22 protein-coding genes are annotated in these 18,396 nt (G+C 71.0%); 14 read left to right on the forward strand and 8 right to left on the reverse strand.

The window, feature by feature from the left end:
* From fliN to VGD85_RS18610, 8 genes are all read left to right on the forward strand, one after another.
* A partial coding sequence (gene fliN / locus VGD85_RS18575) for a flagellar motor switch protein FliN (protein ID WP_331064912.1) occupies window positions 1–433 on the forward strand: 433 nt, incomplete at its 5' end.
* A 1-nt stretch (window position 434) separates the two neighbouring features.
* A complete protein-coding gene (locus VGD85_RS18580; RefSeq protein WP_331064913.1) occupies window positions 435–863 on the forward strand; it encodes a flagellar biosynthetic protein FliO in 429 nt (142 codons plus the stop codon).
* Window positions 860–1,657, forward strand: coding sequence for a flagellar type III secretion system pore protein FliP (fliP, locus tag VGD85_RS18585; RefSeq protein WP_331064914.1), 798 nt, complete (start codon window positions 860–862; stop codon window positions 1,655–1,657). The genes VGD85_RS18580 and fliP overlap by 4 nt, the downstream gene beginning before the upstream one ends.
* A gap of 8 nt (window positions 1,658–1,665) precedes the next feature.
* Window positions 1,666–1,935: a flagellar biosynthesis protein FliQ gene (gene fliQ, locus VGD85_RS18590; RefSeq protein ID WP_331064915.1), complete on the forward strand. Its 270-nt coding sequence runs from the start codon at window positions 1,666–1,668 to the stop codon at window positions 1,933–1,935.
* A 7-nt stretch (window positions 1,936–1,942) separates the two neighbouring features.
* The gene (locus VGD85_RS18595) at window positions 1,943–2,704 is read left to right on the forward strand and encodes a flagellar biosynthetic protein FliR (RefSeq protein WP_331064916.1); all 762 of its coding nucleotides are present in this window, start codon (window positions 1,943–1,945) and stop codon (window positions 2,702–2,704) included.
* A gap of 7 nt (window positions 2,705–2,711) precedes the next feature.
* Window positions 2,712–3,878 carry an EscU/YscU/HrcU family type III secretion system export apparatus switch protein gene (locus tag VGD85_RS18600; RefSeq protein ID WP_331064917.1) on the forward strand — a complete coding sequence of 389 codons (1,167 nt, stop codon included), beginning with the start codon at window positions 2,712–2,714 and terminating at the stop codon, window positions 3,876–3,878.
* An 85-nt stretch (window positions 3,879–3,963) separates the two neighbouring features.
* Complete coding sequence (flhA, locus tag VGD85_RS18605; RefSeq protein WP_331064918.1) at window positions 3,964–6,012, forward strand: flagellar biosynthesis protein FlhA; 2,049 nt, start codon at window positions 3,964–3,966, stop codon at window positions 6,010–6,012.
* A gap of 43 nt (window positions 6,013–6,055) precedes the next feature.
* Window positions 6,056–6,334: a hypothetical protein gene (locus VGD85_RS18610; RefSeq protein ID WP_331064919.1), complete on the forward strand. Its 279-nt coding sequence runs from the start codon at window positions 6,056–6,058 to the stop codon at window positions 6,332–6,334.
* Window positions 6,335–6,706: 372 nt separating this feature from the next.
* Here VGD85_RS18610 and VGD85_RS18615 read toward each other — a convergent pair whose 3' ends face one another.
* From VGD85_RS18615 to pdxH, 4 genes are all read right to left on the reverse strand, one after another.
* Window positions 6,707–8,680 (reverse strand): ABC transporter ATP-binding protein, encoded by a 1,974-nt coding sequence (locus VGD85_RS18615; RefSeq protein WP_331064920.1) that lies wholly within the window; start codon window positions 8,678–8,680, stop codon window positions 6,707–6,709.
* Complete coding sequence (locus VGD85_RS18620) at window positions 8,677–10,413, reverse strand: ABC transporter ATP-binding protein (protein WP_331064921.1); 1,737 nt, start codon at window positions 10,411–10,413, stop codon at window positions 8,677–8,679. Before VGD85_RS18620 ends, VGD85_RS18615 begins: the two co-directional genes overlap by 4 nt.
* Window positions 10,410–11,015 (reverse strand): helix-turn-helix domain-containing protein, encoded by a 606-nt coding sequence (locus VGD85_RS18625; RefSeq protein WP_331064922.1) that lies wholly within the window; start codon window positions 11,013–11,015, stop codon window positions 10,410–10,412. Before VGD85_RS18625 ends, VGD85_RS18620 begins: the two co-directional genes overlap by 4 nt.
* Before the next feature lie 137 nt (window positions 11,016–11,152).
* Complete coding sequence (gene pdxH / locus VGD85_RS18630) at window positions 11,153–11,797, reverse strand: pyridoxamine 5'-phosphate oxidase (RefSeq protein ID WP_331064923.1); 645 nt, start codon at window positions 11,795–11,797, stop codon at window positions 11,153–11,155.
* A gap of 75 nt (window positions 11,798–11,872) precedes the next feature.
* Here pdxH and VGD85_RS18635 point away from each other — a divergent pair, with 75 nt between their 5' ends.
* Complete coding sequence (locus VGD85_RS18635; RefSeq protein WP_331064924.1) at window positions 11,873–12,979, forward strand: citrate synthase 2; 1,107 nt, start codon at window positions 11,873–11,875, stop codon at window positions 12,977–12,979.
* Window positions 12,980–12,983: 4 nt separating this feature from the next.
* A complete protein-coding gene (locus VGD85_RS18640) occupies window positions 12,984–13,487 on the forward strand; it encodes a YciI family protein (RefSeq protein ID WP_331064925.1) in 504 nt (167 codons plus the stop codon).
* Here the strand turns inward: VGD85_RS18640 and VGD85_RS18645 are convergent.
* Both VGD85_RS18645 and VGD85_RS18650 read right to left on the reverse strand, forming a co-directional pair.
* Window positions 13,432–14,061, reverse strand: a complete 630-nt coding sequence (locus VGD85_RS18645; RefSeq protein WP_331064926.1) for a hypothetical protein — start codon at window positions 14,059–14,061, stop codon at window positions 13,432–13,434. The genes VGD85_RS18640 and VGD85_RS18645 overlap by 56 nt on opposite strands.
* A 17-nt stretch (window positions 14,062–14,078) precedes the next feature.
* Window positions 14,079–14,672: a hypothetical protein gene (locus VGD85_RS18650; RefSeq protein WP_331064927.1), complete on the reverse strand. Its 594-nt coding sequence runs from the start codon at window positions 14,670–14,672 to the stop codon at window positions 14,079–14,081.
* A gap of 22 nt (window positions 14,673–14,694) precedes the next feature.
* Here VGD85_RS18650 and VGD85_RS18655 point away from each other — a divergent pair, with 22 nt between their 5' ends.
* The 4 genes from VGD85_RS18655 to VGD85_RS18670 all read left to right on the forward strand — a co-directional run bounded on the left by VGD85_RS18655 (window position 14,695) and on the right by VGD85_RS18670 (window position 16,820).
* Entirely contained in the window at window positions 14,695–15,285 is a 591-nt protein-coding gene (locus VGD85_RS18655) for a class I SAM-dependent methyltransferase (protein WP_331064928.1), read from the forward strand.
* 143 nt (window positions 15,286–15,428) lie between these two features.
* A complete protein-coding gene (locus VGD85_RS18660) occupies window positions 15,429–15,557 on the forward strand; it encodes a hypothetical protein (RefSeq protein WP_331064929.1) in 129 nt (42 codons plus the stop codon).
* 147 nt (window positions 15,558–15,704) lie between these two features.
* A complete protein-coding gene (locus VGD85_RS18665) occupies window positions 15,705–16,238 on the forward strand; it encodes a matrixin family metalloprotease (protein ID WP_331064930.1) in 534 nt (177 codons plus the stop codon).
* Window positions 16,239–16,247: 9 nt separating this feature from the next.
* Window positions 16,248–16,820: a hypothetical protein gene (locus VGD85_RS18670; protein WP_331064931.1), complete on the forward strand. Its 573-nt coding sequence runs from the start codon at window positions 16,248–16,250 to the stop codon at window positions 16,818–16,820.
* A 110-nt stretch (window positions 16,821–16,930) separates the two neighbouring features.
* Here the strand turns inward: VGD85_RS18670 and VGD85_RS18675 are convergent, their stop codons facing one another.
* Both VGD85_RS18675 and VGD85_RS18680 read right to left on the reverse strand, forming a co-directional pair.
* On the reverse strand, window positions 16,931–17,608 hold the full coding sequence (locus VGD85_RS18675) for a response regulator transcription factor (RefSeq protein ID WP_331064932.1): 678 nt from the start codon (window positions 17,606–17,608) through the stop codon (window positions 16,931–16,933).
* The coding region (locus tag VGD85_RS18680; protein ID WP_331064933.1) for a sensor histidine kinase at window positions 17,605–18,396 on the reverse strand (792 nt) is incomplete at its 5' end. The genes VGD85_RS18675 and VGD85_RS18680, both read right to left, overlap by 4 nt.

Consider the following 18,396-nt stretch of genomic DNA (forward strand, 5'->3'; position numbering starts at 1 on the left):
GGGCGCCGCCCGCCAGGTGGAGCTCGAGCACCTCGCGGCCGAGCTCGGCGGGGGCTGCGTGACCGTGCCGCTCGACGGCGCGACCCCCTTCGCCACGCTGCTGCTCTCGGAGGCCCTGCTGGTGCCCGCCGCGCAGCCGGACGAGACGCCCGCCCTCCCCTCCGCCCCGGCGCTCGGCGCCGAGCGGCGCGGCATCGAGATGCTGCACGGGGTCGACAAGGAGGTCACCGTCGAGAACGGCCGCGCCCGGATGACGGTCCGCGAGCTGCTCGACCTCGCCCCCGGCGCGGTCCTGGAGCTCGACCGGGCCGCCGGCAGCCCCGCGGACCTGCTGGTCAACGGCCGCCTGATCGCCCGCGGCGAGGTCGTCGTGATCGACGAGGACTTCGGCCTGCGGATCACCGAGATCGTCACCGACAACGCGGCAGGCTGAGATGCTCGAGCTGACCGTCCGCCTGGTGGTCTCCCTCTCCCTGGTCATCGGGCTCCTCCTGCTCCTGGCCAAGCTGGGCGGCCGCCGCTTCCGGGGCAAGCACGACGCCCTGGTGCGCGTGCTGCACCGCCATCAGCTCTCGCGTGGCTCCACCGTCTCCGTGGTGGCGGTCGGCAGCCGGGTGCTGGTCCTCGGTGCGACCGAGCACCAGGTCCGGGTGCTCACCGAGCTCGACCCCGAGGAGATCGCCGAGCACGAGGCCGCGGTCCTCTCGCTCACCGAGAACGTCGACGACGACACCGAGACCGTCGACGCCCCGAAGACCGCGGTCCCCGCGGCCGCGCGGGCGACGAACCCCCTGGCCGGGTCGGTGCTCAGCGCCGCCACCTGGAAGCAGGCCCTGGCCGCGGCGACGCGGCGGAGCTCGTGATCGGGCGGCTGCGGCGCGGCCTCCTGCTCGTCGTCCTCACCGCCGCCGTCCTGGTGGCGCTCCCGGCGACGGCGTACGCCGCCCCCAACGGGCCCAACGGCCCCGACGGACCGCGGGGTGGCGGCGCCGGCGGGGTCACCATCGACCTCGACGGCCTCACCAACAGCCCGAGCACGTCGGTCACGGTGCTGATCGGCCTGACCCTGATCTCGCTGCTGCCGGCGATCCTGCTCAGCTGCACCGCGTTCACCAAGATCTTCGTGGTGCTGGGCCTGACCCGCAACGCGCTGGGACTCCAGCAGACGCCGCCGAACCAGGTGCTCGCCGGCCTCGCCCTGTTCCTCAGCCTGTTCGTGATGGGGCCGGTGCTCGGCGACATCAACGACGCGGCGCTGCAGCCCTACCTCAACGGCGACAAGACCGCGTCGGTCGCGATCCAGGACGGCATCGAGCCGCTGCGCGGCTTCATGCTCGACAACACCGACGACGACGAGCTGATGCTGCTCACGAACGTCGCGGACCGAGACCTCCCCGAGGACCGGGCCGACGTGTCGACCGCGACGCTGATCCCCGCGTTCGTGCTCACCGAGCTCAAGCAGGCCTTCATCATCGGGTTCATCATCTTCATCCCGTTCCTCGTCATCGACCTCGTGGTCAGCGGGTCGCTGATGGCGCTGGGCATGATGATGATGCCGCCGGTCATGGTCTCGCTGCCGTTCAAGCTGCTGCTCTTCGTCCTCGTCGACGGCTGGGCGCTGGTCATCAAGTCGCTCGTCGCGAGCTACACAGGTTAGGTACGCCCATGTCCGACACCGCCATCATCGAGATCGCGCTCCACACCATGGTCGTGACCCTCAAGCTCTCCGCCCCCATCCTGGTGACCTCGCTGGTCGTCGGCTTCGCGATCTCGCTGTTCCAGTCGCTGACGCAGATCCAGGAGGCCACGCTCGCGTTCGTGCCCAAGCTGGTCGCCGTCGGGATCGCGCTGCTGCTGTGCGGCAACTGGATGATGCACACGCTCGTGTCCTTCACCAACGACCTGTTCGCGGGGGTCCCCGCGCTCCTCGGTTGAGCCGACCATGACCCTGACCGTGGCGGGTGAGCCGCTCGTGGCGTACCTGCTCGCCTCGGTCCGCATCCTGGCGTGGCTGGCCGTCGTGCCCCCGTTCTCGGGTCGCGGGATCCCCACCATGGCCAAGGTCACCCTCGGTCTGGGGCTGGCGTTCGCGGCGGTCCCCGACGGCAGCTCGATCCCGCTGAGCACGGTCGGCCTGCTGCTGAACACCGGGACCCAGGTGCTGATCGGCGTCGCCATGGGGTTCGTGACGCAGCTGCTCTTCGGTGCCATCGCGGCAGCCGGCAGCCTGATCGACCTCTTCGGCGGCTTCTCCCTCGCGCAGGGGTTCGACCCGCTCGCTATGAACAGCAACACCGTGTTCGGCAAGTTCCACCAGATGCTGGCGATGGTCCTGCTGTTCGTCAGTGGCGGACACCTGTTGGTGATCGGCGGCCTGCTGCGCACCTTCCACTTCCTGCCGCTCGGCACCACCCCGGACTGGGAGGCCGCCCCGGACGTGCTGCTCACGGCGTTCGGACTGTTCTTCACGACGGCCGTGCAGATCGCGCTGCCGATGATCGCGGTCCTGTTCCTGGCCGACCTGGGGCTGGCGCTGCTCACGAAGGTCGCACCGCAGCTCAACGCCTTCAGCGTGATGTTCCCGGTCAAGGTCGGGATGACGCTGCTGCTCGTCGGGCTGTCGTTCCCGGTGCTGCCCGACGCCGTCGACCGGCTCGTCGACCTGGCGACCCAGGCGATGTCGACGATGTCCGGAGCGGGGTGATCGGCCGATGACCGGCGAGAAGTCCGAGAAGCCCACCACCAAGCGCCGCAAGGAGAACCGCAAGGAGGGCCAGGTCCCGCGCACGCCCGAGCTCGGCGCGTGGTCGGCCGTCCTGCTGCTCGCGCTGTTCCTGCCCAAGCTCGTCGGCGGCGAGATCGACCGGCTGCGGGAGCTCACGGTGACCTCGCTGGCCGCCGCCGGGGACGCCAACCCCGACCTGGCCCTCGAGCTGCTGGGCCGCGGCCTGTGGCACGTGCTGGTGACGCTGGCGCTCCTCGGCGGGGGCATCGCCGTGATCGCGGTCGCCGGCGCGATCGGCCAGGGCGGCTTCTACCTGGCGACCAAGTCGATCCAGCCGAAGCTCTCGAAGCTCAACCCGCTGCCCGGCTTCAAGCGGATGTTCGGGCCCCGGGCCCTGTGGGAGGGCACCAAGATGCTGCTCCGCAGCGGCGTCGTGGCGCTCCTCGTGTGGAGCTCGGTGAAGTCGATGATGCCGCTGATCGGCGGGCTGGTGCCGGTCGCGGTGGTGTTCGACCAGTTCGGCGCGCACGCGATCGGGATGATCCGCAACATCGCGGTCGCCGGCGTACTGCTCGCGGCCGCCGACTACCTCGTGCAGCGGCACATGATGGGCAAGAAGACCCGGATGTCGAAGGACGAGGTCAAGCAGGAGCACAAGCAGTCCGAGGGCGATCCGCTGCTCAAGGGCGCGATCCGGTCCCGCCAGCTGGCCGCGGCACGCAACCGGATGATGGCCGACGTCCCGGACGCGGACGTGGTGCTCGTCAACCCGACCCATGTCGCGGTGGCCCTGCGCTACGACCCCGAGCGCGGCGCCCCCCGCGTGGTCGCCCGCGGCGCCGGCGTGATCGCCACCGCGATCCGCGAGAAGGCGACGGAGGCGCGGGTGCCGCTCGTGCGCGACGTACCACTCGCCCGTGCGCTCTACAGCTCCACCACCGTCGGGCAGGAGATCCCGCCGGAGCTGTACGCCGCCGTCGCCCAGGTGCTCGCGTTCGTGATCAGCCGCCGCAACCGCGGCCAGCGCGGCGGCGAGCACCGCACCCCCCGGACCAGCGTCGACGACCTGCCCGCCGTGCTCGCCGCCGGCCGCCGCCGGCCGCCCGGATCCGACAGCGCGAACCCCTCAGACCAGGCTCCCGCCGGCCGATAGATCACTCGACCCCAGGACGGAGTCGGACAGCGTGGTGCCACGGACGGCACCCACTACATCGCCTCGTCATGTCCTGGAGGAGCTCGTGCCCCTGAAGCGGCTGAGCCAGCTCGCGGTGCCCATCGGCATCGTGTTCATCGTCGTCATGCTCGTGGTGCCGCTTCCCTCGATGCTGCTCGACCTGCTCATCGCGCTCAACATCACCGTCGCGCTGCTCGTGCTGATGACCGCGATGTTCGTGCGCCGGCCCCTCGACTTCGCGGCGTTCCCCGCCGTGATCCTGGTGATGACGCTGTTCCGGCTCGCCCTCAACGTGAGCGCCACCCGCCTGGTGCTGCTCGACGGCTTCGCGGGCAAGGTGATCGACACGTTCGGCCACTTCGTGGTCGGCGGGTCGCTCATCGTCGGCCTGATCGTCTTCGCGATCCTGCTCGTCATCCAGTTCGTCGTCATCACCAACGGCGCCGGCCGGGTCGCCGAGGTCGGCGCACGGTTCACCCTGGACGCGATGCCGGGCAAGCAGATGGCCATCGACGCCGACTTGAACTCCGGCCTCATCGACGAGGACGAGGCCCGTCGACGCCGGGCGGAGGTGCACGCCGAGGCCGACTTCTACGGCGCGATGGACGGTGCGTCCAAGTTCGTCAAGGGTGACGCGATCGCGGCGATCATCATCACGCTCGTCAACCTGCTCGGCGGCTTCGCGGTCGGCGTGGGGCAGCTCGGCATGCCCTTCGGCGAGGCGGTCACCACCTACAGCCTGCTGTCCGTCGGCGACGGCCTGGTGTCCCAGATCCCAGCCCTGCTGCTCTCCGTCGCCACCGGTCTGATCGTGACCCGCGCGACGGGCGAGAACGACATGGGCACCGACATCATGCGCCAGGTGACCGCGAGCCGGACGCCCCTGCGCATCGCCGGGTTCGCCGCCCTCACCCTCTGCCTGATCCCGGGACTGCCGAAGATCCCGTTCATGCTCGCCGGCGGCCTGATGCTCATCGCCTCGTCCCGGATCAAGGAGGACGAGCCCGAAGAGGTCGACACGACCGCTGCCGCCACGTCGTTCGCGACCGTCGACACCCCGGAGCTGCTCGCCGCCGAGATCCAGGTCGACCCGCTGGGCCTCGAGCTGTCCGCGGACCTCATCGACCTCGTCGACCCCAGCAGTGGCGGCGACCTGCTCGAGCGGGTCAAGTCGCTGCGCCGCAAGATCGCGACCGACCTGGGCATCGTCGCGCCGCCGGTGCGCACCCGCGACAACCCGCAGCTGCCGTCGCGGACCTACGCGATCATGCTCTACGGCATCGAGGTCGCGCGCGGCGAGGCGCCTCCGGGCACGGTGCTCGCCATCGGCGACTTCCTCGGCTCGCTGCCCGGCGAGGCCACCCGCGAGCCCGTCTTCGGGCTGGAGGCGCGGTGGATCCCGATCGGGCTGCGCAGCCAGGCCGAGCTCTCCGGCGCCACGGTCGTGGACCGGGCCTCGGTCATCACGACGCACCTCGCCGAGGTCGTCACCCAGAACGCGGCCCAGCTGCTCGGCCGCGAGGACGTGCGGATGCTGACCGAGGTCGTGAAGCGTTCGCACCCGGTCGTGGTCGAGGAGCTCACCCCGACCGTGCTCAGCCTCGGTGAGATCCAGCGGGTCCTCCAGCAGCTGCTCGACGAGGGCGTCTCGATCCGCGACCTCGTGCGGATCTACGAGGCGCTGTCGCTCCAGGGCACGCGCACCAAGGAGCTCGACCCCCTGGTCGAGGCCGCGCGACGGGCGCTCGGCCCGGCGATCGCGGCGCCGTACATCGTCGACAAGACCCTGCACGTGCTCACCTTCGAGCCCCAGCTCGAGCAGCGCGTCCTGGAGTCGCTGCGGCCCTCGGAGTTCGGCCACGCCATCGCCTTGGACCCCGAGTCGAGCCAGGCGCTGCTGACGAACCTCACCCAGATGGTCTCCGCGGTCGAGAACCGGAACCTGCGTCCGGTGCTCGTCTGCGCACCGCAGCTGCGTGCGGCGGTGCACCGGCTGGTGCACCCGATCGTGCCGCGGCTGGCCGTCTTGTCCTACCACGAGCTGCTCGGCGCCGAGCAGATCCGCTCCGAGGGCACCGTCGGCGTCGACGCACCCCTCGCCGTGAACGCATGACCACCGCCTGATACCCCAGCTGGCACCACAGGGAGGACCTTCGATGAGCCCCATCTCCTGGCCGGTCGTGACCGGCACCCTGGTCGTCGGCTCGCCCGCGATCTACGCGGCCCAGGTCGCCGGCACCCTCTCGGTGGACACCGCGCTGGTCCGGCTGCTGCTGTGCGCCGTCGGCGTCTGGGCGATCGCCTCGATGGTCGCGTCGCTCTCCTCGAGCGCCGTGGCGGCCAACCAGGCGGCCCAGGTGCCGGAGCCGCCAGCCGCGGCGGAGGCCGCCCGGGCCGCGGAGAGCACCGACGCCTCGGCCGAGGACGCCGCCTGAGCCTGCAGGCCGAGCCGACCGTCACCTGGCCCGGACAGGCAGCGACCCGCAGGCGTGGCCTCCGACGAGAGCTCCTGACGGAGCCCCGCCCGGCGGCCGCTCCGGTGGACGTGATGACCGGATCACCTGCGGGTCGGGTGACTGCTTGGGATTCACCAGCAGCCGTCCCAGGGCACTTCCACCCCGGGTCTTGCTGCTCGGCTGCTAGCGGGCAGCCACCTCACGCGTCCTGAAAGAACTCATTCTTCGGACCACCTCCTTTCCCGTGTTCGCACACCGTAGGTCGCGGCCCGGTGGCGTTCAAGGGATTAAGGACCGGCCGGGTGCCACCCCGGCCAGCGGTGGCCGATCCACCACCCCGCCGGCCACCGATCACCCCACGGCGGCGGCGAACTGGGCGTTGTAGAGCCGCGCGTAGGCCCCCTCCGCGACCAGCAGGTCGTCGTGGGTGCCGTGCTCGACGATCGCGCCGTCCTCCATCACCAGGATCAGGTCGGCGTCGCGGATCGTGCTCAGCCGGTGGGCGATGACGAAGCTGGTGCGGTCGGTGCGCAGCGCCGCCATCGCGTGCTGGAGCAGCAGCTCGGTGCGGGTGTCCACCGACGAGGTCGCCTCGTCGAGGATCAGCAGCGCCGGATCGGTGAGGAACGCCCGCGCGATCGTGACGAGCTGGCGCTCGCCCGCCGAGAGGTTCGAGCCCTCCTCGTCGATCACCGTGTCGTAGCCGTCCGGCAGCGCGTGCACGAACCGGTCGACGAACGTCGCGCGGGCCGCGGCCATGATCTGCTCCTCGGTGGCGTCGGGCCGGCCGTAGGCGATGTTGTCGCGGATCGTGCCCTCGAAGAGCCATGTGTCCTGGAGGACCATCCCGATCTGGCCACGCAGCGCCGACCGGGGCATCCCGGCGATGTCGACACCGTCCAGCGTGATCCGCCCGGCATCGAGGTCGTAGAACCGCATCACCAGGTTGACCAGCGTCGTCTTGCCCGCACCCGTCGGCCCCACGATCGCGACGGTCTGTCCCGGCCGGGCGACCAGCGAGAGGTCGGTGATCAGCGGCCGGTCCTCGTCGTACCGGAACGAGACGCGCTCGAAGGCCACCTCACCACGACGCGGCGCGGCGGCGGGCCGCGCGACCGGGTCGGCCGGCTCCTCGTCCGCGTCGAGCAGCTCGAAGACCCGCTCGGCGGACGCGACGCCCGACTGCAGCAGGTTCGTCATGGACGCGACGGTCGTGAGCGGCTGGGTGAACTGGCGCGTGTACTGGATGAACGCCTGCACCTCGCCGAGGGAGAGCGAGCCGTTGGCGACCCGCAGCCCGCCGACGACGGCGATCACCACGTAGTTGAGGTTCCCGATGAACATCATCGTGGGCATGATCAGGCCGCTGACGAACTGCGCCCCGAAGCTGACCTTGGCGAGCTCCTCGTTCTCCTCGGCGAAGGTCTGCTCGATCTCGGCCCGGCGCCCGAAGACCTTGACCAGCGCGTGGCCGGAGTACGCCTCCTCGATCTGGGCGTTGAGGGCTCCGGTACGCCGCCACTGGGCGACGAACTGACCCTGCGAGCGCTTCATGATCTGCCCGGTGACGATCACCGAGAGCGGCACGGACACGAGGGCGATCAGCGCCAACAGCGGCGAGATCCAGAACATCATCCCGAGCACCGCGAGCACGGTCATCACCGACGTCAGCAGCTGGCTCATCGTCTGCTGCAGGGTCTGGCTCACGTTGTCGATGTCGTTGGTGACCCGGCTCAGCAACTCGCCGCGGGGCGACTGGTCGAAGTAGCCCAGCGGGAGGCGGTTGATCTTGTCCTCGACGTCCTGCCGCATCCGGCGCACGGTGTTCTGCACGACGGTGTTGAGGACGAACCCCTGCAGCCAGGCGAGCAGGGAGGCCGCGGCATAGATCGCCAGCACCGTGAGCAGCACGTCGCCGACCGCCGAGAAGTCGACGCCCCGGCCGGGGACGACGTCTCGGCCCTGCACGGCCTCGGGCAGCGCGGAGTCGGGCGTCCCCGCTGGGAACTGCCGGCCGATGAAGCCGTCGAAGACGAGGTCCGTCGCGTGACCGAGGATGCGTGGTCCCACCGACATCAGCGCGACGCTCGCGACGCCGAGGACCACCACGACGATCGCCTTGGCCCGCTCCGGTCGCATCCGCGCGACCAGGCGCCGCGCGGAGGGCCCGAACGTCATCGCCTTCTGGCCGACCATGCCCGCCATCGGCCCCCGGCCGGGGTGGCCGCCTTGGGGCGCCTCGATCCGTTCGGTGGCCTGGAAGCCCTTGGCCTTGCCTCCGGCCGGCCGGGCGCCGGCGTCCGTGACGCCGTCGGTCTCGCTCATGCCGCCTCCTCCGCCGTCATCTGGGAGGTGACGATCTCCTGGTAGGTCTCGTTCTCCGCGAGCAGCTCGTGGTGGGTCCCGCGGCCGACGACCCGTCCCTCCTCGAGCACGACGATCTGGTCGGCGTCGACGATGGTCGACACGCGTTGGGCCACGACGAGCACCGTCGCGTCCCTCGTGATCGGCCGGAGCGCCGTGCGCAGCCGCGCGTCGGTGGCGAGGTCGAGCGCGGAGAACGCGTCGTCGAACAGGTACACGCTCGGGCGGCGTACGACGGCCCGCGCGATCGCCAGCCGCTGCCGCTGGCCGCCGGAGAAGTTCGTGCCGCCCTGGGCGACCGGTGCGTCCAGCCCCTCGGCCAGCGCCTCGACGAAGTCACGCCCCTGGGCGATCTCGAGCGCCTCCCAGAGCTCCTCGTCGGTGGCGTCCGGCTTACCGTGCAGGAGGTTGCTGCGGACCGTGCCACTGAACAGGTAGGCCCGTTGCGGGACCAGCCCGATCGTGGCCCAGAGCTGCTCGGGGTCCAGGTGACGTACGTCGGTGCCACCGACCCGGACCACGCCCTCGGTGGCGTCGAAGAGCCGCGGGACGAGGTTCACGAGCGTGGACTTCCCCGCTCCAGTCGACCCGATGATCGCCAGCGTCTGGCCCGGACGGGCCTGGAGCGAGACGCCGTTGAGCACCGGCGACTCCGCCCCGGGGTAGGCGAACGTCACGTGGTCGAGGTCGAGCTCGCCTCGGCGGGCCGGGTCCGGGGCGACCGGGTCGACCGGCACCGGAACGGACGTGTGGGTCTCGAGGACCTCGACGATGCGATCGGCGCAGACCGAGGCCCGCGGGATCATCATCAGCATGAACGTCGCCATCATCACCGACATGAGGATCTGCATCAGGTAGGTGAGGAACGCGGTCAGCGCACCGACCTCCATCTGGCCGTTGTCGACCCGGTGGCCGCCGAACCAGATCACGCCGACGCTCGAGACGTTCACGACCAGGATCACGAGCGGGAACATCGTGGCCATCCAGCGCCCGGCGCGGACGGCGACGGCGGTGAGCTCGTCGTTCGCCGCGCCGAAGCGCTGCGCCTCGTAGGGTTCGCGCACGAACGCGCGCACCACGCGGATGCCGGTGATCTGCTCGCGGAGCACCCGGTTGACCTCGTCGATGCGCACCTGCATCGCCCGGAAGCTGGGCACCATCTTGCTCACCACGAAGCCCACGGTGAGGAAGAGCGCGGGCACCACCACGGCGAGCACCCAGCCGAGCCCCACGTCCTCCCGCAGCGCCATGATCACGCCACCGACCATCATGATCGGCGAGGAGACCGCGATCGTGCAGGCCATCAGCACCAGCATCTGCACCTGCTGCACGTCGTTGGTGCTGCGGGTGATCAACGACGGCGCGCCGAAGTGCTGCACCTCGCGGGTCGAGAACGTGCCGACGCGGTGGAACAACGCGGCGCGGACGTCGCGCCCGAAGCCCATCGCCGTACGTGCCCCGAACCACACGGCGCTCACCGAGCAGACGATCTGGACCAGCGACACCGCGAGCATGATCGCGCCGACGCGGACGATGTAGCCGGTGTCGCCGGTCGCGACGCCCTCGTCGATGATGTCCGCGTTGAGGCTCGGCAGGTAGAGCATCGCGACGACGGCCACGAACTGGAAGCCGACGACGAGGGCCAGCCAGGTGCGGTACGGCGCGAGCCGCTCGCGCAGGAGTCGGAGCATCATCGGGGTTCGCCGCCGTTCACGTCACTGCCTTTCAAGACGCCGTGGAGGACCACGTCGACGATCTCCTCGGGGGAGAGCGGACGCTGGTCGGACAGGTGGGGGTGGCTGCCGGAGAACGTGAGCAGCCGGACGAAGTCGACGACCCGCTCGACCGGGACGGTGAAGCGTGCGGCGTCGGGCGCCAGCAGCAGGGCCAGGCCGCCCTCGGCGAGCCGCTGCCGGACCTCGGGATCACGGAGGTTGTCGGGAGGCTTGCGCATCCCCATCGCCGCCATCAGGGCGAAGATCCCCTGGAACCGGCGCTGCAGCAGCGTCGTGAACGCGACCATCCGGTCGCGCAGGTCGAGGTCGGGGTCGATGCGCGCCACGTCCTGGAGGAACGACGTGGGATCGAACTCCGCCTCCAGCACCGCGTCGAAGAGCTCCTCCTTGGACGCGAACGCCCGGAAGATCGTCCCCTCGGCGATGCCCGCCGCCTCCGCGATCAGCCTGGTCGTGGTCGCCCGGCCGTGCTCGTAGAGCAACGGCCGGGTCGCGGCGATGATCGCCTGGCGCCGCTCCTCGGGCGACAGTGGCCGCGCCCGTTCCCTCCTGGTGTCCACGACAGCCGAGAGTAAATGAGTGAGCACTCACTCACAAGGGTTTTGCCGCGCACCTGACGTATCTGCTCCGCAGACCCACGGCGAACGACAGTCCGGTCAGGTGCGTGGGAGAAAACAGTGAGGCGCGACCGCCCCGATCAGGGCGCGAGCCGCTCGGTGACCCACCCGCCGTCGGTACGCCGGTAACGCAGCCGGTCGTGCAGGCGGCCGGGCCGGCCCTGCCAGAACTCCACGACCTCGGGTCGTACGACGTAGCCGCCCCACTCCTCCGGGACCGGGATGTCTGCGTCGGCGAAGCGGGACTCCGCCTCCGCGAACGCCGCCTCGAGCTCGGCACGCCCGGACACGACGGCCGACTGGTGGGAGGCCCAGGCGCCGAGCTGCGAGGCGCGCGGCCGCGAGGCGAAGTAGGCCTCCACGTCGGCCCGGGGCAACGGCTCGGCGACGCCGTCCACCCGCACCTGCCGCTCCAGCGGGTGCCACGGGAACAGCAGCGAGCACCGGGGGTCGGCCGCGAGGTCACGGCCCTTGGCGGAGCCGGTGTTGGTGAAGAACACGAACCCCTCCTCGCTCACGCCCTTGAGCAGGATCAGGCGGGAGGACGGGGCGCCGTCGGGACCGACGGTGCTGACCACCATGGCGTTGGCGTCGTGGCGGATCGCCTCGTGGGCCTCCCCCATCCACCGGTCGAACATCGTCACCGGGTCGGGGGCGAGGTCGGCCTCGTCCAGGCCGGCCCGGGCATACTCCTCACGGAGCGCAGCGAGATCGAGGTGTGACATGACCTCGACCCTAGTCCCGCCCCGGGGGCACAATGCGTCCGGCGCTGCCGCCGCTCGATCGACCGAAGGAGTCCCATGACCGAGGTGCACCACGGGCTGGAAGGCATCATCGCCTTCGACACCGAGATCGCGGAGCCCGACAAGGAGGGCTCGGCCCTGCGCTACCGCGGCGTCGACATCGAGGAGCTCGTCGGTCGGGTGCCGTTCGAGAACGTGTGGGGCCTGCTGATCGACGGCAGCTACGACCCCGGGCTGCCGCCGGCCGAGGCCTACAACATCCCCGTGCACACCGGCGATGTCCGCGTCGACGTGCAGGCCGCGATCGCGATGCTCGCGCCGGCGTTCGGGTTCCGCGCCACCTACGACATCAGCGACGAGCAGGCCCGCGCGGACCTGTCCCGGGTCGCGGTCATGGTCTTGTCGTACGCCGCGCAGTCGGCCCGCGGGCTGCACCAGCCGGTGGTGCCGCAGACCGAGGTCGACAAGGGCACGACGCTCGCCGAGAAGTTCCTGATCCGCTGGAAGGGTGAGGCGGACCCCCGGCACGCGCACGCGATCGACGCCTACTGGTCCTCCGCGGCCGAGCACGGCATGAACGCCTCGACGTTCACCGCCCGGGTGATCACCTCGACCGGCGCGGACGTCGCGGCGGCGTTCTCGGGGGCCATCGGCGCGATGAGCGGCCCTCTGCACGGCGGCGCACCGTCGCGCGTGCTCGGGATGATCGAGGAGGTCGAGCGGCGCGGCGACGCGCGGACCTACGTCAAGGAGCTCCTCGACGAGGGTGAGCGGCTGATGGGCTTCGGCCACCGGGTCTACCGCGCCGAGGACCCGCGCGCCCGCGTGCTCCGGCGTACGGCGAAGGAGCTCGCCGCCCCGCGCTACGAGGTCGCCGAGGAGCTCGAGCGGGCGGCGCTGGCCGAGCTGCGTGAGCGGCGCCCGGACCGGGTCCTGGAGACCAACGTGGAGTTCTGGGCCGCGATCGTCCTGGACTTCGCGGAGGTGCCGGCCCACATGTTCACCTCGATGTTCACCTGTGCACGCACCGGCGGCTGGTCGGCGCACATCCTGGAGCAGAAGCGCCGGGGCCGGCTGATCCGGCCGTCCGCGGTCTACACCGGGCCGTCCGCACGGCCGGCGACGGAGGTCTCCGGCTGGAACCCGACCTGGCGCCACGACTGAGTCCGTGGAGTTCTTCTGCTACCACCGCGACCGGGTCGGCTCGACCGCGCTGCGCGGCGCGATGGTCGAGGAGCACTGGTCCTACATGGACCGCTTCGCCGCGTCCCTGGTCGCGCGCGGCCCGACGTTCGAGGGGGACGTCCTCACCGGCAGCGTGCACGTGGTCGAGCTGCCCGACGCCGCGGCGGCGCGGGAGTTCGCGTTCGACGAGCCCTGCTGGCAGGCAGGCGCCTACCGCGACGTGCTCGTGCGGCGCACCCAGTGGCAGCGCCCGGGCGGCACGGCGACCGTGGGCTTCCTCGGCATCGGGCTCGCCGACCCGGCGCCGTACGACGGGCTCCCGGTGCCCCGGCCCGGCCTGGTCGGCTTCGGACCGCTGCTCTCCGACGACGGCCGCCTGCTGCTGGGCGCCGCCGTCCTCGCGGCCACCGAGTCGGCCGCCCGGGACGCCCTCACCCGCTTCCCGGCGGTGGAGGTCCACCAGTGGGAGCGGGGTGGCCGGAGGTAGGACTGCTAGCGCCCAGCCGCCGCGCGTACCAGCTCGTCAGACCCTTGGCGCCCTCGCGGCTCAAGGAGACGTGCACGTGGTCGCGGTGCCGCAGGGTGGTCGAGCACTTGCGGCGGGTCCTGCAGCTCGAGGAGAGGTAGGGCTCGGGCTCGAAGCCGGTCCATGCGGGGAACATCCGGTCGTCCCAGATCAGGTACATGATCCCCATCCGGCGCGCGAGCGCGTCCTCGTTGCCGCGGCCGTCGGCCGCGAAGAGGCGCTGCAGGAACGCCCGCGCCGTGCGCCGGTCGCGCTTCTTCGTGGCGTCCAGACTCCAGTCGAACGCGCGTCCCGTCTGGTGCTCCGAGGTCGGCCCCGGCTTCTTGCGGCAGGGCCGGCCGAAGCCGACGTACCCGCCGCCGTACTGCCGCGAGACCCAGTGGCCGAGGTACTCCGTGCCCGCCCGGGGCTGGGGGTGGCAGGTCCGGGGCGCGTCGTAGGACGCGTAGTCCTCGATGCCGGCGGCCGCCGGGGCGGCGAGGCCGAGGACGAGCACGAGGACCGCGGTGAGCAGCGAGGGGGTTCCGAGACGCACGATCGACAAGCGTAGGTCTAGACCAGTCTTCGTGTGGTGCGTTCGAGATAACTCCTGCCTCGCGGGGAGATCTCGTAGCCGACGTCGAAGCTGCGGGTCAGGCCGAGGTTCTTCAGCTTGCGCACGTCGATCTTGAACGGGTCACGCTCTCGGCCCATCTCGGCGGCCAGGTCGGGCGCCCTCGTGCGTGGGCGGCGGCCGATGATGTCGAGCGTCGCCATCGTCCAGGGGCCGTGGCTGCTCGCCCGGTCCAGCCGCTCAAGCCGCGCGTCGATCTCGGCCACCTCGGCGTCGCTGAGGTCGGCCTGCTCGCGCAGCGCCACCCGAGGGTCGGGGCCGGCCCACGACAGCGTGATGCGGTACGTCGCGAGGCCGACCTCACCCTTGTCGAGCTGTCGGCGGAGACGGGCGGCGTCCACCCACCCCGCGGCGTGGGCGTCGTCGTCGGTGATCGCCGTCGGGTCGACGACGGCCACGTCGTCGACGTGGACGACGCCCGCCACCGTGCGGAAGGTCGCGCCGGGCCTGACGTCCGGCGCACGCCAGCGCCGGAACGCGAGGGTCACCGAGCCCTCTGCGACGCCGTGGGCGACCTTGGGTGGCAGCAGCACGGGACCAACATAGGGTGACGAGATGACCTCTCGGGACCGCGCACTCTGGGACGCCGAGGCCGAGGACTTCGACGCCGAGCCCGACCACGGCCTCCGCGACCCTGTCGTCCGCGACGCCTGGCGCACCCTGCTCCGCTCGCTGCTGCCGCCGGTGCCGTCCCGGGTGGCCGACCTCGGCTGCGGCACGGGGACCCTGGCCCTCCTGCTGGCCGAGGACGGCCACGCCGTCGACGGCGTCAACTTCTCCCCCGAGATGATCCGGCGGGCACGCGCGAAGCCGGGACGTCTCCAGGCACGAGCTTCACCGTCGGTGACGCGGCGGACCCGCCGCTGGCGGCCGCGGCGTACGACGTGGCGCTGTGCCGCCACGTCCCGTGGGGCGCTGCCGGCGCCGGCCGACGTGCTCGCCCGATGGGTGCGCCTGCTCCGGCCGGAGGGCCGACTGGTGCTCATCGAGGGGTACTGGTCCACCGGCAGTGGCCTGACCGCCGCAGAGACGCTGGCGCTCGTCGCGGGTGCCGGTCTCCGGGCCGAGCACCGGCCACTGCAGGACAGGGCCTACTGGGGTCGGACCATCGACGACGAGCGCTACGCGGTCGTAGCGCGGCTATAAGCTTCGATCCACCGATCGACGTTGACTCGTTGCGCGTGCAGTAACGCGAGAGTGCCCTTCTGTGCTGGGAAACGGCGACTGCGACGGTTCAGTGCGTCGACCAACGACGCGCATCTCGCAGATGCGCTCTCACACTGGTCACGGTGCGGATCAACGAGATCGCCGCGGCGACATCTGCCACCGCTCGACGACTGTTGGCAAGGCTTCGGCCCATCCTGATCACACGACTGGGCTGGGTGTTCATCGACCGCCGCGCCGCACTCGTCGGGTAGACGTTGACACGCGCCTTGGTGGTCGAGTCATGGTGGCCCTGGCGCACCTCGCGATCCCAAACTCGACTCGGCGCGGCGGACTCGGGACCGATCGCGTAAGCGGCGCCTGACTCCCGAGCCCTATGGACGCTGGGAGAGTTCATGTTGATGACCGCCCGTGCTGCCAGGCTAATCGTCGGATTCGTTCTCGTCGTCGTCGCAATCGTGGCGATAGACGCCCCCGCGAACGCTTACAACGACGCCAATTGCAAGAAGCACGACACTCTGAATTACTACCAGATTGGTGCGTACGCGACAGCCAGCAACAACGCTGTGGACGCCTGGATCGCCGCACCAGTGGCACTCGCATTCTCGCCGTCGTCGAACCCCGATATCTTCATCGACCTCGGCGGCTACGGTTCAAGCGGGTACGACGGGATCACCTACCTGCGGTGTGGAACCGGAACGCAAGTCGATCCGTCTGAGTCGTACTACAACGGCTACTACACCTCCGACTATGGGACTACGGCCAGGAAGCAGGTCATGGTTCACGAGCTCGGACATGCGATGGGACTCGGTCATGCTGGCTCCGCGATGTGCAGCGGCCAGCCGATCATGTACAAGTCCTCGGATCGGTGGTTCATCTGCGGCCACCAGAATCCCCAAGCCGACGACAATGATGGCATCAACCATATCTACTAAGAGGACGCAGTGAAGCGTCTGATCTCTGGGCTAGCCATCAGCGCCGGCGCCGCGGTACTGACAGGATGCGGTGCAACACCGGCCCAGGAGGCGTCCGCGCCACCTGCGGCCGACGGCTTGACCGTCACCGTCAGTCGGACTCACATCTACACGTCAATTCGCGATCTTGCGGGTGACGTGGCGACCATTGCGGTCGTCGATGTAGTCCCGGGCACCGCGAACGCTGTTCCTGCCGACGGGGACGGCAAGTCCCCTATCCCTGCATCTACCGTCTCGATCACCATGGTCAATGCTCTTCGTGGGTCGCTCCCGAGCCCGGCGACCGTCCGACTGATCACCTCACCGGTAGGGGACTCCGAGGTGCCACCTGCGCTGGAGGAAGGGCATCGCTACCTACTCTTCCTGAGCCAGTTCGAATGGGAACCGGGCGTTCCGACCGGCGAGTGGACGGTTCCTGGTGGTGCTGGCATCTACGAGATCTCAAAGGATGACGGCTCCCTCTCGCTGTTGTCACGAGGAGAGGACGCCGTGCCGACAAGGTTCGCGTCGGTCGCTGCCGCACGACAGGCGCTCGGAGGCTAGGCCCTCAGTTTGGCCGCGGTCCTTCCGATGAGAGCAGTCGGGCGAGCGTGCCGCACGGCGATGATGCCTTCTGCGCTGGGAGTCTAAGAGGCCCTCGGACTAGTGCCGCACTAGGAGAGCGGCTGGTCCGGGAGCCCGAGCCCGGACTCGATCGCGAACACCACGAGCTGGGCACGGTCGCGGGCCTGCAGCTTGACCATCGCCCTGCTCACGTGGGTGCGGACGGTGTCGGGACTGACGACGAGCCGCGCGGCGATCTCGGCGTTCGACCGGCCGGTGGCGACCCAGGTGAGGATCTCGCGCTCGCGGTCGGTGAGGTCGCCCAGCCGCGGATGCGGTCGCCGGCGGGAGCCGACCTGGCCGAACTGCTCGATCACCCGGCGGGTGACCGACGGCGCGAGCAGCGAGCCGCCGTCGGCGACGATCCGGATCGCCTCCAGCAGCCGGGCCGGGTCGGTGTCCTTGAGCAGGAACCCGCTCGCACCGTGACGCAGGGCCTCGAAGACGTACTCGTCGAGCTCGAAGGTGGTCAGCACGACGACCTTCACCTCGGCGAGGTCGGGGTCGGCCGCGACCTCGGCGAGCAGCCCGAGCCCGTCGAGGACCGGCATCCGGATGTCGCAGAGGACGACGTCGGGCCGGGTCCGCCGCAGCAGCGCCAGACCGGCCCGGCCGTCCGGGGCGTCGCCGACCAGCTCGAGGTCCGGCTCGGAGCGGACCAGCGTGGACAGGCCCATGAGGACCAGTGGCTGGTCGTCGACGAGCGCGACGCGGATCGGCCGGCTCACGGCGCGGCCAGCGGGATGCTCGCGCGCACCCGGAAGCCCGGCGCGTCCAGATCGGGCCCGGCCAGGAGCGTGCCGCCGAGCGCCTCGACCCGACCGCGCATGCCTGCGATGCCCATGCCGCCATCTTGCCCGCGCACCGCCGCCGCGCCGATGCCGTCGTCGGTGATCGTCACGACGAGCAGCTCCCCCGACCGTTCGAGCGCGACGACCGCCCGCGAGGCGCGTGCATGCCGCAGCACGTTGGTGAGCGCCTCCTGGACCACGACGTACGCCGCATGCCCGGCCCGGTCGTCGGCGTCCCCGGGATCCCCGCGCCGCTCGACGAGCAGCCCGCCGGCGCGCACACGATCGAGCAGCGCGTCGAGGTCGGACAGGCCGGGCGCGGCCCGGCGCGGCGCCGGACCACCCGACATCCGCGCCAGCTCGGCACGCAACGCGTCGAGCGACTCCCGGCTGGTGTCGCGGATCGCCTCCAGCGCGGCCCGGGCGCCCGCAGGGTCCCGCTCCAGCACGTGCAGCGCGACGCCGGCCTGCATCGCGATCACGGCCAGCCCGTGACCGACACCGTCGTGGAGCTCCTGCGCCATCCGCAGCTGCTCCTCGCTCACCGCGAGCTCCGCGCGCTCCGCCCGCATCCGGCGGCGGTCGGCGAGCCACCAGCCGCCGACCGCGGCGCCGGCGCAGAGAGCGCCGGTCGCGATGGACTCCCAGACGGTCTCGGTCCACGCCCGCCCGTGCACCGCCGCGCGGGTCACCAGCCCGGCCGCCGCGAGCAGCGGAGCGCCGAC

The organism is Nocardioides sp. (assembly GCF_036401255.1).
Lineage (GTDB): Bacteria > Actinomycetota > Actinomycetes > Propionibacteriales > Nocardioidaceae > Nocardioides.